This is a genomic window from Ruminococcus sp. AF17-1AC (genome assembly GCF_003461385.1).
In the GTDB taxonomy this organism is placed as follows: Bacteria; Bacillota; Clostridia; order Oscillospirales; family Ruminococcaceae; genus Hominimerdicola; species Hominimerdicola aceti.
This window is the reverse complement of the sequence record NZ_QTWZ01000013.1, coordinates 33,705-50,325: the sequence shown is the minus strand read 5'-3', so window position 1 is coordinate 50,325 and position 16,621 is coordinate 33,705. Positions and strand designations below refer to the sequence as shown.

Genomic DNA, 16,621 nt, shown 5'->3' with positions numbered 1-16,621 from the left:
TAAAGTGTATTTTATTTCTTAAAATCAGATATTTCACTTGACTAATCCGTATTAAAATGGTATGATAAATATGTATTTTTATAAAATATATTATTTGCAGAAGGATTGATATATAATGAAAACACCATTTATAACCAAGGAAAAGGCTGAGGAGATAATCAAGCAGTATCCTACACCTTTTCATATCTACGACGAAAAGGGTATCAGACAGAGAGCCAGAGATCTTTACAAGGCATTTAGCTGGAACAAAGGCTTCAAAGAGTATTTCGCTGTAAAGGCTACCCCTAACCCATTCATTTTGAAAATACTCAAGGAAGAGGGCTGCGGCGTTGACTGTTCTTCTCTTACTGAGCTTATGATGAGCGACTGCTGCGGATTCAGCGGAAGCGACATCATGTTTTCTTCAAACGTAACTCCAAAGGCGGATTTTCTCAAGGCAAGAGAGCTTGGCGCTTATATCAACCTTGACGATTTCACTCACATAGATTATCTTGACGACCTTTGCGGTATTCCTGAAACTATCTGCTGCCGTTTCAATCCGGGCGGACATTTCGAGATAGAAACTCAGATAATGGACAACCCTGGTGAGGCTAAGTACGGCTTCACAAGAGAGCAGCTTTTTGAGGGCTTCAAGATACTTCAGCAGAAAGGCGCAAAGCATTTCGGACTTCACGCTTTCCTTGCTTCAAACACTGTTTCAAACGCTTATTATCCAAAGCTTGCAAGAATACTTTTTGAGCTTGCTGTTGAGCTTCATGAAAAGACGGGTGCAGACATCAAGTTCGTAAACCTTTCAGGCGGTGTTGGCATAGCATATGAGCCTGACAAGCCACAGAACGATATCTTCGCTATCGGCGAGGGCGTTCGCAAGGCATTTGAGGATATAATGGTTCCTGCCGGTCTTGGTGACGTTGCTATCTTCACAGAGCTTGGCAGATATATGCTCGCTCCGTTCGGTCATCTCGTTGCTACCTGCACACATCACAAGCATACTTATAAGGAGTATGTTGGACTTGATGCTTGTGCCTGCAACCTTATGCGTCCTGCTATGTACGGTTCATATCATCACATTACAGTTCTTGGCAAGGAGAACGCTCCATGCGACCACAAGTATGACGTAACCGGCGGTCTTTGCGAGAACAACGATAAGTTTGCGATCGACAGAATGCTGCCTGAGATAGACACGGGCGACATCATCGTTATCCACGACACAGGCGCACACGGCTTCTCAATGGGTTATAACTACAACGGAAAGCTCCGTTCAGCTGAGATACTTCTTCATGAGGACGGCTCTTTCGACATGATAAGACGTGCCGAAACTCCAGCTGACTATTTCGCAACATTTGATTTCACTGATATTTTCGATAAATATACAAAGAATAATAAGTAATGACGCTTAGATCCACAGGGAATTTCTCTGTGGGTCTTGCTGTTTTTGGGGCGTTTGGTGAGCAAATATTAAAAAAATCGGAATTTATGTGATTTTTGCTTGCAAAATAGTATGAGATGTAGTATAATATTAAATTGAATTGGTGTATTTTTGCACCTAAGGCGTTGCCTTAATATTAAGAAAGGTCAGGGATTATATATGGATTTGAACATGGTCAAGTATCTGGCAGAGCTTAGCAAGCTGGAATATTCCGATAAAGAGCTTGCAGCCACAGCCGAGCAGATGACTGATATTATTGATCTTATGGATACCGTAAAGGAAATCGACATTACCTATGACGATCTCAAGGACAATCATGATGTTTACCTCAACGATCTGAGAAAAGACGAGGTCATCGAATCTATGCCTACTTCAAAGGTCCTTTCAAATGCAGTGAATACAAACAACTGCTTTGTAGTGCCTAAGGTCGTAGAGTAAATTTAACAGGAAGGTAGTGTGAAATTTGGACGTTTCTTCAATGAAAATCCGTGATATGCGTAAGGCTCTTGACAGTAAGGAAATTTCCGCTAAAGAGCTTGCACAGACATATTTTGAGAGAATAAAGAAATATGACGATAAGGTAAAGAGCTTTATCACTGTTACTGAGGAAAAGGCTTTGGAGCAGGCTGAAAAGGCTCAGGGCGTTATCGATAAGGGCGAGGCAAAGGCTCTCACAGGAATACCTGTGGCAGTAAAGGACAATATTTGTACAGAGGGCGTAAAGACCACCTGTGCGTCAAAAATGCTTGAAAACTTTGTTCCACCTTATAATGCGACCGTTATGGAAAAGCTCGACGCTGAGAATATCGTAATGCTCGGCAAGACTTCCATGGACGAGTTCGCAATGGGAGGCTCTACACAGACCTCCGCTTTTGCAAAGACAAAGAATCCTTATGATCTTGACCGTGTACCTGGAGGCTCATCAGGCGGATCTGCTGCGGCAGTTGCTGCGGGACTTGCACCTGTTGCTCTTGGTACTGATACAGGCGGATCTATCAGACAGCCTGCTGCTTTCTGCGGTGTAACAGGTATCAAGCCAACATACAGCAGAGTTTCAAGATTTGGTCTTGTGGCTTTCGCTTCATCTCTTGACCAGATAGGCTCTATCGGTCTTGACGCTCATGACTGTGCTATACTCCTTAACGAGATATGCGGTTATGACTTCCATGACGGCACAAGCTCAAAGCTTGAAGTGCCTGACTTCACCGCAAAGATAGGCGAGTCAATGAAGGGCATGAAGATAGCACTCCCTAAGGAGTTCTATGCAGAGGGCATCAATGATGAGGTAAAGGCTGCTGTGCTCAAGGCTGCTGAGGAATATAAGGCAATGGGCGCTGAGCTTATCGAGTGTTCAATGCCGTCGCTTAAATATGCTGTTCCTTGTTATTATCTTCTTGCCTGCGCTGAGGCTGCGTCTAACCTGTCAAGATATGACGGTATCAAGTATGGTCACAGAACGCTCACAGCCGACAGCTATGAGGAGCTTATAATCAAGTCACGTTCAGAGGGATTCGGCGAGGAAGTAAAGAGAAGAATACTTCTTGGAAACTACTGCCTGTCAAGCGGATATTATGACGCTTATTACAGGAAGGCAATGGCTCTCAGACAGCTTATAAGAAAAGAATATAATGATATATTCGAGAAGTGCGACGTTATTCTTACGCCGACAACTCCTGCTGTTGCATACAGCCCTGAGATGACTTCCGACCCTGTTCAGATGTATCAGGCTGATATATGCACAGTTACAGTAAATATCGCAGGTCTGCCTGCAATATCAACTCCTTGCGGCTATGACAGCAAGGGTATGCCTATCGGTATGTCTGTTATAGGCAGAAAGTTCGACGAGGCAACTATCATCAAGACTGCCGACGCATACGAAAAGGGCTTCAAGCCTGTTGCGCCAAAGCTTTAAGGGAGGTAAGACAAATGGAAAAATGGAGAACGGTCATCGGCCTTGAGATCCACGCCGAGCTGCTTACCAAAACTAAGATCTTTTGTAACTGCTCCGCTGAGTTCGGAGGTGCGCCAAATACAAGATGCTGCCCTGTATGTACAGGTATGCCAGGTACTCTGCCTATCATCAATCAGCAGGCTGTAGAGTATGCTGTAAAGGCAGGATATGCGCTCAACTGCGGCATCAACAAATTTTCAGTATTCGACAGAAAGAACTACTTCTATCCTGACCTGCCAAAGGCATATCAGATATCACAGCTTTACAGACCTATCGTAGGTCCCGGATATGTGCCTATCGAGGTGAACGGTCAGAAGAAGAATATCAGAATAAACCATATCCACCTTGAGGAAGACGCCGGTAAGCTCGTTCATGACGCTTTCAACGGAATCTCAATGGCTGACTATAACAGATGCGGTATCCCGCTTATCGAGATAGTTACTGAGCCTGATATAGCGTCAGCAGAAGAAGCTATGGCTTTCGTTGAGCAGATATCTCTGCTTTTGCAGTATGCTGGCGTTTGCGACTGTAAAATGGAGCAAGGCTCACTGAGATGCGACGTTAATATCTCTCTTATGAGACCTGACGCAACTGAGTTCGGTACTCGTGCGGAGATAAAGAACATCAACTCTATCAAGTCTGTTGGCAGAGCTATCAAGTATGAGGAAAAAAGACAGGCGCTTCTTCTTGAAGCTGGCAAAAAGGTCGTTCAGGAAACAAGACGTTACAACGCAAACAGAGATAAGACAACTTCAATGCGTACAAAGGAAAACGCTAACGATTATCGTTATTTCCCAGAGCCTGATATTCTTCAGGTAAACCTTACAGACGCTCAGCTTGATGAGATAAAGGCTAAGCTCCCTGAAATGCCAAGCAGCAGATTCAAGAGATACACTGAGGAATACGGTATTTCTGAGATAGACGCAAAAACGCTTATCCAAACAAAGATAATCTCAGATTTCTTTGAGAATGCACTTAAGAGATATAACAATCCTAAGAGCGTGGCTGTGTTCATTCTCGGCGAGTTTATGAGAAGAGTTAATCTGGGCGAGATAGATATAAACAATATCAGCTTCACACCTGAGGAGTTCGCAGAGCTTGTTGAAATGGCTGATACAGAGAAGGTATCAAAGAACGACGCTAAGACCGTGTTCAGAGCAATGGTAGAAGAGGGCGGCAAGCCTATGGACATTGCAAAGAGCAAGGGTATGATAATCACTGTGGATACTGCAAAGGTTGAGGCAGGCGTTGACGAGATACTCGCCGCAAATGCCGCACAGGTAGAGCAGTATAAGAACGGCGAAACAAAGGTATTCGGCTTTATCATGGGTCAGTGTACAAAGGCTCTCAAGGGCGTTGCAACACCTAAGATAATCAAGGAAATTCTTGAAAGCAAGCTGAAAGCTGCCGCTGCAAGCGCTGCTTCTGACGCAGAGAAGAAAGAGGACGTAAAAGACAACGTTATAGATACTTCAAAGCTCACAAAGTATGAGAACGCTGATAAGTATGTACCTGAAAATGACGGCAAAATGCTTATGATAGATACGGCTGACGTCAAGAAAGAGTTTATGCTTGCTGACGCTAAGGCTAACATGGGCAAGGAAGTTGAGTTTTCAGGCTGTGTTCACAGAATAAAGAATATGGGAAGTATTGCCTTTATCGTTGTAAGAACCTCAAGAGATGTTATACAGACAGTTTACTCTGCCGACAACTGCAAGGATTCTATCGAGGGTCTGAGAGAGGGCTTCTTTGTAAACGTAAAGGGTATCGTTAAGGAAAACCCTAAGGATTTCAACGGTCTTGAAATAGAGCTTGATTCTATCAAGCTTATCTCAACGAACGCCGCTGAACTTCCTTTAAAAATATCACAGGGCAGACTTAACTGCACAATAGAAGTAAATCTTGACAACCGTGCGGCTTCACTGAGAAACCCTTATGAGAGAGCTATATTCAAGCTCCAGGAGGGTCTTGTTCAGGGTATGCACAAGTTCATGCAGGCAAACAACTTCACTGAGATACACTCGCCAAAGATAGTTGCTCAGGGTGCTGAGGGCGGCGCTAACATCTTCCGTCTTGACTATTTCGGTAAGTCTGCGTTCCTTAACCAGTCACCGCAGTTCTATAAGCAAATGGCTGTGGCATTCTTTGACAGAGTTTATGAGATAGCACCTGTATACAGAGCTGAAAAGCACGCTACTTCACGTCATATCAACGAGTATATCGGTCTTGATTTTGAAATGGGCTATATCGACAGTATGTATGACGTTATGAAAATGGAGATAGCAATGCTCAAGTCCATTTTCGAGTATATCAAGGAAAACTATCAGAACGAGCTTAGAATACTTGAGGCTGACGTTCCTGAGATAAAGGAAGTTCCGTCTATCAAGTTTGCTGACGCTATCGAACTGCTGAGAGGCGGCGAGGGAAGCGGCAAGAAGTTCGATCTTGACCCGGAGGACGAGGTAAACCTCGGCAAGTATGCTAAAGAAAAGTACGATTCAGACTTTATCTTCGTTACACACTTCCCGTCATCAAAGCCTCCGTTCTATGCAATGAACTCCAGAGAAGACCCAAGAGAAGCATACAAGTTCGACCTGCTGTTCAGAGGTCTTGAGATAACCTCAGGCGGTCAGAGAATACACGATTACAACGAGCAGGTAGAGAAGATGAAGGCTCAGGGACTTGACCCTGCTGACTTCAAGAACTATCTTGAGGCTCACAAGTATGGTCTGCCACCTCACGGCGGACTTGGTATCGGTCTTGAAAGACTTCTCATGAAGCTTCTTAACAAGAACAACATCAGGGAAACATCACTGTTCCCAAGAGATATCAACAGACTTCTTCCATAGTCTGAAAATATGTTTATCAAAGAACGGGCAGGTCTGTCCGTTCTTTTTTGTATGGCGACCTGAGGTCGTCAGCATATCGAATGTTCGTTTTATGTGCTTTTGCGATAAGGCAAAAAGGCGGTACGTCGGGGCTGTATAAAAGCAGAATATTTGTCCAATAAGAATAGTATAATTCAATGATACTGATTCGGAGGACTGATATTCTTGAAAAAAATTCTTACTTTACTTATTTGTTTTTTGACCCTTTGCTCTTGCGGAGGTGAGGTAAATTCCCAGAGGGACAGGCTTGTGACTATGGAAAAAGCTTCGGTGATACCTGTGTGCGGAGAGAAAAACTACACTGATGTGGAAACGTCACACAAGCTTAATTATACTGTGCAGAAAGCTATATGGATATCCTATATTGACCTTGCTGATATGCTCACCGGGAAAAGTGCCGAGGAATTTCGTGAGAACTTTTCTCAGGCGTGTGAAAATGCTTTGAGCATAGGCTGCAACACTCTGTATGTTCACGTCAGACCTTTCGGGGACGCTATATATGATTCGGAACTTTATCCTGCATCAAGATATATAACAGGCATGGCAGGTGAACAGGGTGACTTTGACCCGCTTGATATAATGATACAGACCGCACATGATAAGGGACTTTCTTTTCACGCATGGATAAATCCTCTCAGGTGTGAGAATGAGGAATGTTTTCAGAATTATGACGATAGCTTTCTTCTGAAAAAATGGTATGACGAGGGCGACGGCTGTTTGGAGAAGGTCGAGGGCGACAGCCATTTGTGGCTCGATCCTGCTTATGATGAGGTAAGACAGCTTATAGCAGAGGGTGCGGCGGAACTTGCGGAGAATTATGACATTGACGGCTTGCACTTCGACGATTATTTTTATCCCACAACTGACGAGGATTTTGACGCACAGTGCTTTTCTGCTCAGACGGAGTTTGACGATCTTGCGAAATGGCGGCTGAACAATATCTCCCTTATGGTGGGGGAGATATACAGTGCGGTAAAAGCAGTGGATAAGGATATTCTGGTGGGAGTTTCGCCTCAGGGAAATATGGAAAACAACTATGAGTATATGTACGCTGATGTGAAAAAGTGGTGTAGTGAGGAGGGGTATATAGACTATATCTGTCCGCAGATATACTTCGGTTATGAAAATTCTGTCAAGCCTTATAAGGATACCCTACAGCAGTGGGCTGATATCTGCACAACTGATGTTATGCTGGTGGCAGGACTGGGGGCTTATAAGATAGACAGCGAGAGTGAATTTTCTGAAAATATTGGCATTATCGGCAGGCAGATAAATGACGCTGTAGTTAGTTATAACTACGCAGGAGCGGCGGTCTACGGCTATGGAAGTCTGTTCGGCGGCAGTGAAAGAGGCTGTCAGGAGCAGGAGTGTATCGAAATTGCTTTTGATAAACTTGATACATCTGTAAAATGATATGCGATATATAAATTATGGTATGTTAAATGTAAACAAATTGTGATATATTATTATAAAATTTATGGAAGTAAACAAAAAACTATTGAAATTTCTTTTTAAATATAGTATAATGTTATATGCTGTAAGGCGATAATAGAAAATGTTTTTGTATTATTTGCCTAAAACAATATTATTTTGCTAATTATTCAGGGAGGGATTTTAGTGTACAAAATCGTAACAAGAAGACAGCTCAACGACGCTGTTGTTCTTATGGAGATCGACGCACCTTACATTGCCGCTAAGGCTGAGGCTGGTCAGTTCATCATCTACAGAGTTGATGAGAAGGGCGAGCGTGTTCCGCTCACTATCGCTGACTATGACAGAGAAAAGGGCACGATCACAATTATTTTCCAGGTAGTAGGTGCATCTACAACTGAGCTTGCAAGACTTAATGAGGGCGACTATATCCATGACGTTGTTGGTCCTCTCGGCGTTGCCACAGAGTATGACGAGGGTATCAAGAGAGTTGCAGTAGTAGGCGGAGGCGTTGGCTGTGCTATCGCTTATCCACAGGCTAAGAAACTCCACAGCATGGGCGTTGAAGTTGATCTTATCGCAGGCTTCAGAAGCAAGGATATCGTTATCCTCGAGGACGAAATGGGCAAGGCATCTTCACATCTTCATATCTGTACAGACGACGGTTCATACGGCTATCACGGATTTGTTACAAACAAGCTTCAGGAGCTTATTGACGGTGGTGCTAAGTTTGACGAAGTTATCGCTATCGGACCTGTTCCAATGATGAAGTTCGTTTGCAAGGTAACAAAGCCTTATGATATCAAGACACTCGTTTCACTCAACCCTATCATGATCGACGGCACAGGAATGTGCGGCGGATGTCGTGTAACTGTTGACGGCAAGATCAAGTATGCTTGCGTTGACGGCCCTGACTTTGACGGTCAGAAGGTAGATTTCGACGAGCTTATGAGAAGAAACTCAACTTATAAGGAGCAGGAAAAGGCTCACTTGTGCAGACTTACTGGAGGTGTAAGATAATGGCTAATATGAGTTTGACAAAGACTCCTATCGCAGAGCAGGAGCCAAAGGTAAGAGCTAGAAACTTCAAGGAAGTTACTTTGGGTTACACCCCTGAGCAGGCTATAGAAGAAGCTCAGAGATGTCTTAACTGCAAGCACAAGCCTTGTATGACAGGATGTCCTGTAAGCGTTAGGATCCCTGAGTTTATCGCAAAGGTAGCAGAGGGCAAGTTTGAAGAGGCTTATGCTATCATCAAAACAACAAACGCTCTGCCGGCTGTTTGCGGACGTGTATGTCCACAGGAGCATCAGTGTGAGGGTAAGTGTGTAAGAGGTATCAAGGGTGAGCCTGTCGGTATAGGCAGACTTGAGAGATTCTGTGCAGACTATATGATGGACAAGGCAGTTGCCGTAGAAAAGGCTGAGCCAAACGGTCACAAGGTAGCTGTTGTCGGCGGTGGTCCTTCAAGCCTTACAGTTGCAGGCGACCTTGCTAAGCTTGGTTATGACGTAACTATCTATGAAGCATTCCATACAGCAGGCGGCGTTCTTATGTATGGTATCCCTGAGTTCAGACTTCCAAAGGCTATCGTTCAGCACGAGATAGACAATCTGACAAACATGGGCGTACATATCATGACAAACATGGTTATCGGCAGAGTTCTTTCTATCGATGAGCTTATGGGCATGGGCTATGAAGCTGTATTTGTAGGTTCAGGTGCAGGTCTTCCAAGATTCATGGGTATCGAGGGCGAAGGTCTTGTAGGTGTTTACTCAGCTAACGAGTACCTTACAAGAATCAACCTTATGAAGGCATACAAGGACGATTATGATACCCCTATCATGAAGTCTAAGAACGTAGCTGTTGTCGGCGGCGGTAACGTTGCTATGGACGCTGCTCGTTCTGCAATGAGACTTGGCGCTGAGCACGTTTATATCGTATACAGACGTTCAATGGACGAGCTTCCTGCAAGAAAGGAAGAGGTTCATCACGCTCAGGAAGAGGGCATCGAGTTCCTCGTTCTTAATAACCCTGTTAAGATAGTTGGCGACGAGAACGGTCATGTAAAAGGCATGGAGTGCATCAAAATGGAGCTTGGCGAGCCTGACGCAAGCGGCAGAAGACGTCCTATCCCTATCGAAGGTTCAAACTTCATTCTTGACGTTGATACAGCTATCATGTCTATCGGTACATCACCTAACCCACTTATCAGAAGTACAACTCCCGGTCTTGAAACAAACGATCACGGCTGCCTTATCGTTGACGAGAACGAGTCAACAACTAAGGAAGGCGTTTACGCAGGCGGTGACGCTGTTACAGGCGCTGCTACTGTTATCCTCGCTATGGGCGCAGGCAAAAAGGCTGCCGCTGCTATCGACGAGTATATCAAGAACAAGAAATAATTTCTTGTAAATGAAAATTATTTGTTAAAAGGCTTGAAGTTTGTGCAAATATCTGATATACTAATATAGTATTATTAGATTTGGAGGTCTTTTGATGAATTTGTCAGCAATTATTTCAGTTTTGGCTGCTGAGCAGAGTTCACCTGCATCACTTGCCATGACTTTTATCCCACTGGTACTCATAATCGTGTTCTTCTATTTCTTTATTATCCGTCCGCAGAAAAAGCAGGATAAGAAAGACGCTGAGATGAGAGATAACCTTGAGATAGGTGACGAGGTCGTTACAAACGGCGGAATCGTTGGTATCGTGTTCTCTATCAAGGACGACACTGTTGTTATCGAAACAGGCGGCGACAGAAGCAAGATCCGTGTTAAAAAGTGGGCTATCGCTAAGAACGAAACAATTCATGACGGTGACGTAAAGTAAATATCGCTGTTGAGGGACGGGTAGTTTTATCCGTCCCTTTTTGTGTTCTTATTGTCCGTGGCTTTGAATATAATTTCTTTAGGATATTCAGTGTGGGGGTGCGGATATGAAAAATAACAGGCTTTTTGGGGGTAGAAAGCTTTCTGTGCTGTCATCTACGGCAATTTCTGCCTGCGTGGGGTGCGGTGCGATATTTGTTGCTGTGCTTGCTTTTGCGTATGTTATCACTAAGATAGATGCCACCGACCTTATGCTGTCGGTGATGTCAACAGCGGCACTTGGTATCGGGGCGTATGCAGGGGGATATGTCTGCGGAAAAAGGCAACGTAGAAACGGTCTGCTGTCAGGTGTGCTGTGCGGAGTGTTCATTTTTCTTATCATTGTTATACTCAGTGCACTGTTTTCAAAAGCTGCCGAAAGCTTTTCCGTGCCTGCAAAGCTTGTGCTTACCCTTGTGTGTGCAGGCGTAGGCGGAGTTGTAGGGGTAAATTCTAAAAGCAGCCGTTTTTGATAAGGATAAATATTTATACTGCATTAACTATTCGTTCATAAAACATGGTGGGATATGTGGTATAATTAGTGTAAATCAATTATTGGAGGTAAAATCCTATGAAACATATCAAGACGATCAATAAGGCTAATCTCAAGAAGACTGCTGCTAAGGGTGGCTGCGGCAAGTGTCAGGCATCATGTCAGTCAGCTTGCAAGACCTCCTGCACAGTTGCTAACCAGAAGTGCGAGAGAGAGGCTTAATATTCCGATCTTTCTGAGGCGTGCGAGCGTACACACGCCTTGCTAAAGGGACATTTTTATGTCCCTTTATTTTTGTATAAATTTGTATATGAATATAAAAGCGAAAGGTGATTTTTAAATGATACACAAGTTTAAGCTTGGCGGTTTTAATGCACTGCTTGACGTTAACAGCGGCGGAGTACATATTATAGACGATCTGACATACGATCTGTTAGACAATGTTGAGCCGCCTTTTACGGAGAAATGTCCTGAGGACGTTGTAAGAAAGCTGTCAAAGATGTATGACAGCAAGGATATCGAGGATTGCTATGAGGAGATAGTTTCTCTTTATAATGACAAGATATTGTTCAGCGAGGATGATTATGAGAAGTATGCCCTGTCTGCTGTGGCTTCGCCTATCAAGGCAATGTGTCTGCATATTGCTCACGACTGCAACCTGAGATGTAAGTATTGCTTTGCTTCAACAGGCGATTTCGGTCAGGGCAGAATGCTTATGGACTATGAAACAGGCAAGCGTGCTATAGATTTTCTTATAGAGCGTTCAGGAGACAGAAAATTTCTTGAGGTGGACTTCTTCGGCGGTGAGCCGTCACTGAATTTCGGTACGGTAGAAAAGCTTGTTGAGTATGCACGTTCACAGGAGGAGCCTCACAATAAAAAGTTCAGATTTACTGTTACCACAAACGGTGTACACCTCACTGACGAGATGATAGACTTCATCAACAAGGAAATGTACAACGTTGTTCTGTCTATCGACGGAAGAAAAGAAGTCAATGACAGAATGAGAGTGCGTGTTGACGGTTCGGGAAGCTATGACAGGATTATCCCTAACTTCAAGAAGCTTGTTGAGAAGCGTCCTAAGAACAAGGATTGGTATGTAAGAGGCACTTACACAAAGTATAATCTTGACTTCTCAAATGATGTAATGCACCTTTATGACCTTGGATTCGACCAGATATCTGTTGAGCCTGTTATGGCAGACCCTAGCGAGCCTTATGCTATCACGGAGGCTGACCTGCCGAGGATCTTCAAGGAGTATGAGATACTTTCCGAGAAGATACAGAAGATAAGGGACGAGGGCAAGTTCATAAATTTCTTCCACTTTATGATAGACCTCGACCAAGGTCCTTGTGCGATAAAGAGACTTAGGGGCTGTGGAAGCGGAAACGAGTATGTTTCTGTTACTCCTGACGGCGATATTTACCCATGTCATCAGTTCGTTGGTATCACCGAGTTCAAAATGGGCAATCTCTATGACGGCACATTTAACGAGGAAATGAAAGATATGTTTGCTCACGCACACGTTTACAACAAGCCAGAGTGCAAAAAGTGCTGGGCAAAGTTCTATTGCAGTGGCGGTTGCAATGCAAACAACTACATTTACGCAGGTGATATCCACAATGCGCATAAGCTGTCATGTCAGATACAGAAGAAGCGTCTTGAATGTGCTATCATGATGAAGGCTGTTAAAATGCTCGACAGCGCAGAATGAATATAAATATTTTGTAAATTTCACGCATGGTAACTTTTGTGTACATATATAAACTTAATATGTACAAAAACGTTTGAAGTTTAACAAAAAAATTTATTGAATAATCGTTTTAAAAAGCACGGAATAACAAATGACGTTATTCCGTGCTTTCTGCTGTTATTACATCGTATTATCATGTCGGAAAATGATGAAATGTGTCTGAACGGTTAATAAGTATTAAGATAAATATAATGTATACTAAGCTGGTAGCTTATTGACAAAGCGGGTCAGATTTAGTATAATATTGACATAAACAAAAGGTGCTTGGCGGTCATGTTACCGCAAATCGGCTATAACGAGCGCCCTCTGTATCGGACAGTATAAAACGACAAATTATTATGAAAAGGACGAAGAGATATGAAAACTAATGAAAAGAAGAATACTTCTGCTAAGAAGAAGCTTATACCTGCAGTTGCAATGCTCACAACTTCCGCTGTAATGCTTTCTACTGCTACTTACGCTTGGTTTACTATGAGCAGAGATGCTGAGGTAACTGGTCTTGAAATGGCTGCTACCGCAGGCGGTGGAATTGAAATTTCACTTGGTGAAATCGGCAGTGGCACACTTGGTAGTATTAAAGAACCTAGCATGGATGATGTTTCTTGGAAAAGTACAGTTAAGCTTGGTGAATACTATGGAAATATTGGTAAGCTTCAGCCTGCTTCTTCAGTTAATGGTAATAACTTGTTCTATGCTGATGATAATGGTATTATCGCCGGTGGTAAAGTAGTTCAGAATGGTACAGATGTAAAGGCAACCGCAACAACTGACGAGGTTGGTTTGAGCGTTAAAGAAAGATATGATGCTACTGGGACAAACACAACTCTTGTGACTGCTGCTACTCCAAAGAATGGTCGTTATCTTGATATTCCTATGTGGATTAGAACATCAAAAAAAGACAAAACAAAGGTTTCTTGCGAGGTTGATATAGTTGATGCTTCAAATGGTGAGTCTGTAAAGGTTAATGATGGTACAGAGCTTAAAAAGGCAGTAAGAGTTTCTGTTATACCGATTAGAAATGCAAATATCACAACGACAGCTAATACAAATACTTTAAAGATTACAAAGGCTGATTCTTATGATTCATCAACGACAAATCTTAATGTTTATGGCTTGACATTTGATAGCTATTCACAGAAAGACGGTGCTAATGAGGGTATAAGCAAAGCAAAAACAACTGAAACTACGTACAGTGAGTTGCTTGATTCGATTTCTGCTAATACTGTGTCTGTTGTTACAGGTGATGAAAACCACGATGATACTGCTGAAATATTTACACTTGATGCGGCTGGAGATGATAGCTATTCAGTACAGTCATTTGTTGTCAGAGTATGGCTTGAGGGTGAAAGCAAGTTCTGTAATGACGCTACTGCTGCACAGGATTGGAATATTTCTCTCAAGTTCACAGGTAAAGACGTAACAGAATAATCTTAATCAATAAAACAAAAAAAGACGCCGAAGAAATTCGGCGTTTTTTGGTAAATGGGCATAAAAAATAATTTTCCATATTTGGGGAAATATCCCGATTTTTCTTTACTTTTTGTCGAAAATATGCTATAATAATACATTGGAACAGGAAAGGAAGTGACTTGCTTTGAGCGGTAATTCAACAGTTGACGGCGTTCGTGCCGTTGAGCTTTTCTATAGACCTATAAAAAATACCGACAGCGGCAGGGTCACTTTTTTGCAGTCGCAAACAAGGCTCAATTCTCCTGCTATGGGAACGCTCATGCCTGCGGATTATCTCCCTGTGGCTCAGCTTTCCGACCGATGTGTTAGCATTTTCAAGCTTGCTTTCGTTCAGCTTTTGCAGGCTTTGGGCAAGTTTCACGAAAGGGAAGTGGACGTTGATTGGGCAAGCGTGTTCATGCCTGCAAGATTTTTAAGGCAGACGGAAGCTCCGAGAGTTGTGGCAGATTATTGCGATAAGTTTGGCGTGAAGTATGAGCGTGTCTGCTTTGAGTTGTCGCCTGATGTGCTTGATGAAGCTGACAGCACAGCGGCAGATAACGTGGCTCTTATGAGAAGACAGGGCTTTCATTTTCTGCTCACGGGCTTCGGCACAGAGGGCTTTAAAATGCTGAAAACAGTTGAGTTCAAGGTGGATAATATCATGCTTGACGGCTCAGTGGCTCAGGTTCTTGGTAAGAGCGATAGGTATAATACCTGCGTGAACTCTCTGCTGAGCTTTGTTTTTGACCTTAATGCTGAGGTCATAGCTGACGGAATTACTGATGATAAGCAGGTGAAACAGCTTAGCGGTATGCAGTGCCTTTACTATTCGGGAGAAAATGCAGGAAAATATATTGCGGAAAGATACGTTCGCAATAGAAATGAGTAATAAACGGGTGATACGGTTTTGGACGGTAAAAATATAGATAAAAATACAAGAGTAGTCGATACCCTTGCACTTCGCAGGACCGCCAAGGAAGCTAAACGCTATGTGGTATTGATGAGATTGCTTAAAATACTTGCCATTATACTTATCGCTATCGTGGCGGCGGCTTATGCGGTGTCTTATTTTTACGACAAGTATGGTAGCTTTACAGTTAAGATAAGTAAGTATGATATGATAGATCAGGGGCTTACTCTTTCGGAAACTCCTGACTATACCACGAGCAATTCAAGGCTCAATGCGGATATCCTCTATGATATGACAAATATCAGTGGCGAAGATCTCCCTGATAATATCGACAAGATAAACGGCAGTCATAATGGCGGGGGGTATATAGCTTATACTTTCTATCTCATAAATTCCGGTAAAGACACACTTAGCTATGACAGCGAAATGACTATCGAGAACGTCACGAACGGTGTTGATGAAGCTGTCAGAGTGGAGCTTTTCGTGAATGGCGAGAAAACTGTTTATGGTAAAACAAAGTCTGACGGCAGCGGTAAGGAAAGCGATTGCGACAAGGAGTTCGCCTCCTCTACTGAGGTCATGAAGGACCGACGTGAAAAGCTTGGTCCCGGTGATAAAGACAAGTATACAGTAGTTATATGGCTTGAGGGAAATGACCCTGATTGTGTTGACAAAATAATCGGTGGCACAATGAAGCTTGGTATGAATTTCAAGATCGTTGAAACAACTTAAAAAATTAGAAGGGAGGAAGCCTCGGGTTTCCGAGGTTTTGAATTATGAAAAAAGCTTTGAAGATCGTTTTTAATGTTATCGCATGGGTGGTGCTTATCTTTGCACTGCTTATAACAATTCTCGTGTTCTCGTCTGATAAGAATAATGGTACGGCAAGTCTGCTGGGATATATCCCGCTCACAGTTGAATCTGACTCAATGAAGCCAACTTTCAAAAAAGGCGACCTTATTATCTCAAAGGAAATAGACGATATCAATTCTCTGAAAAAGGGCGACGTTATCACTTTCTGGACTCTTATAGAGGGCAAAAAGGTGAAGAATACCCACCGTATCGCAGAGGTACTCAATGATAACGGCTCTGTAGGCTTTATCACACGAGGCGACGCTAATAACGTAGATGATACATACACTGTTTATGCAGGCGATATAATCGGTCAGTGGAATGGTGCAAAAATAGGCGGTTTCGGCAAGGTAATGGATTTTCTCAGAACAAAAACGGGATTTTTCATTTGCATACTTTTGCCGATAGCACTGTTTTTCCTCTTTGAGCTTTATAAGCTTATCGCAACCATAATCGAGGTAAAGCGTCCTGCTATCACAGAGAGCGATGAGGAAGAAATAAAAAGACGTGCAGTTGAGGAATACCTTGCACAGCAGAAGAAAAAGGAAGAGGAAAATGCACAGCAGGAGAAAAGTGACGAATAACTGCTGCT

The 16,621-nt window shown here is 43.1% G+C and carries 15 protein-coding genes; all 15 read left to right on the top strand.

Features of this window, described 5'->3' with window-relative positions; translation table 11 throughout:
- The first annotated feature begins 115 nt into the window (after positions 1–115).
- The 15 genes from DWW81_RS09410 (at position 116) to DWW81_RS09340 (ending at position 16,613) form a co-directional block, all read left to right on the top strand.
- Positions 116–1,390, top strand: coding sequence for a diaminopimelate decarboxylase (locus tag DWW81_RS09410; protein WP_022287279.1), 1,275 nt, complete (start codon positions 116–118; stop codon positions 1,388–1,390).
- A gap of 198 nt (positions 1,391–1,588) precedes the next feature.
- Positions 1,589–1,867 (top strand): Asp-tRNA(Asn)/Glu-tRNA(Gln) amidotransferase subunit GatC, encoded by a 279-nt coding sequence (gene gatC / locus DWW81_RS09405; protein ID WP_038671608.1) that lies wholly within the window; start codon positions 1,589–1,591, stop codon positions 1,865–1,867.
- A gap of 40 nt (positions 1,868–1,907) precedes the next feature.
- Positions 1,908–3,341 (top strand): Asp-tRNA(Asn)/Glu-tRNA(Gln) amidotransferase subunit GatA, encoded by a 1,434-nt coding sequence (gene gatA / locus DWW81_RS09400; RefSeq protein WP_117856442.1) that lies wholly within the window; start codon positions 1,908–1,910, stop codon positions 3,339–3,341.
- 14 nt (positions 3,342–3,355) lie between these two features.
- Positions 3,356–6,229, top strand: a complete 2,874-nt coding sequence (gene gatB, locus DWW81_RS13760) for an Asp-tRNA(Asn)/Glu-tRNA(Gln) amidotransferase subunit GatB (RefSeq protein ID WP_117897581.1) — start codon at positions 3,356–3,358, stop codon at positions 6,227–6,229.
- A 294-nt stretch (positions 6,230–6,523) separates the two neighbouring features.
- Positions 6,524–7,681, top strand: coding sequence for a family 10 glycosylhydrolase (locus DWW81_RS09390; protein ID WP_242989602.1), 1,158 nt, complete (start codon positions 6,524–6,526; stop codon positions 7,679–7,681).
- Between the two features lie 204 nt (positions 7,682–7,885).
- Complete coding sequence (locus DWW81_RS09385) at positions 7,886–8,719, top strand: sulfide/dihydroorotate dehydrogenase-like FAD/NAD-binding protein (RefSeq protein WP_046440370.1); 834 nt, start codon at positions 7,886–7,888, stop codon at positions 8,717–8,719.
- Positions 8,719–10,104, top strand: a complete 1,386-nt coding sequence (gene gltA / locus DWW81_RS09380; protein ID WP_117856330.1) for an NADPH-dependent glutamate synthase — start codon at positions 8,719–8,721, stop codon at positions 10,102–10,104. The genes DWW81_RS09385 and gltA overlap by 1 nt, the downstream gene beginning before the upstream one ends.
- A gap of 94 nt (positions 10,105–10,198) precedes the next feature.
- Positions 10,199–10,531, top strand: coding sequence for a preprotein translocase subunit YajC (yajC, locus tag DWW81_RS09375; RefSeq protein ID WP_117897579.1), 333 nt, complete (start codon positions 10,199–10,201; stop codon positions 10,529–10,531).
- Between the two features lie 106 nt (positions 10,532–10,637).
- Entirely contained in the window at positions 10,638–11,042 is a 405-nt protein-coding gene (locus tag DWW81_RS09370) for a TIGR04086 family membrane protein (RefSeq protein WP_117897578.1), read from the top strand.
- Between the two features lie 98 nt (positions 11,043–11,140).
- Complete coding sequence (scfA, locus tag DWW81_RS09365) at positions 11,141–11,284, top strand: six-cysteine ranthipeptide SCIFF (protein WP_013498654.1); 144 nt, start codon at positions 11,141–11,143, stop codon at positions 11,282–11,284.
- Positions 11,285–11,402: 118 nt separating this feature from the next.
- The gene (gene scfB / locus DWW81_RS09360) at positions 11,403–12,776 is read left to right on the top strand and encodes a thioether cross-link-forming SCIFF peptide maturase (RefSeq protein ID WP_117897577.1); all 1,374 of its coding nucleotides are present in this window, start codon (positions 11,403–11,405) and stop codon (positions 12,774–12,776) included.
- A 396-nt stretch (positions 12,777–13,172) separates the two neighbouring features.
- Entirely contained in the window at positions 13,173–14,243 is a 1,071-nt protein-coding gene (locus DWW81_RS09355) for a hypothetical protein (RefSeq protein ID WP_117897576.1), read from the top strand.
- A gap of 166 nt (positions 14,244–14,409) precedes the next feature.
- The gene (locus DWW81_RS09350; protein ID WP_117897575.1) at positions 14,410–15,156 is read left to right on the top strand and encodes an EAL domain-containing protein; all 747 of its coding nucleotides are present in this window, start codon (positions 14,410–14,412) and stop codon (positions 15,154–15,156) included.
- Positions 15,157–15,174: 18 nt separating this feature from the next.
- On the top strand, positions 15,175–15,909 hold the full coding sequence (locus tag DWW81_RS09345; protein WP_242989599.1) for a hypothetical protein: 735 nt from the start codon (positions 15,175–15,177) through the stop codon (positions 15,907–15,909).
- Positions 15,910–15,953: 44 nt separating this feature from the next.
- Positions 15,954–16,613, top strand: coding sequence for a signal peptidase I (locus DWW81_RS09340; protein ID WP_117897574.1), 660 nt, complete (start codon positions 15,954–15,956; stop codon positions 16,611–16,613).
- The last annotated feature ends 8 nt before the right edge of the window (positions 16,614–16,621 follow it).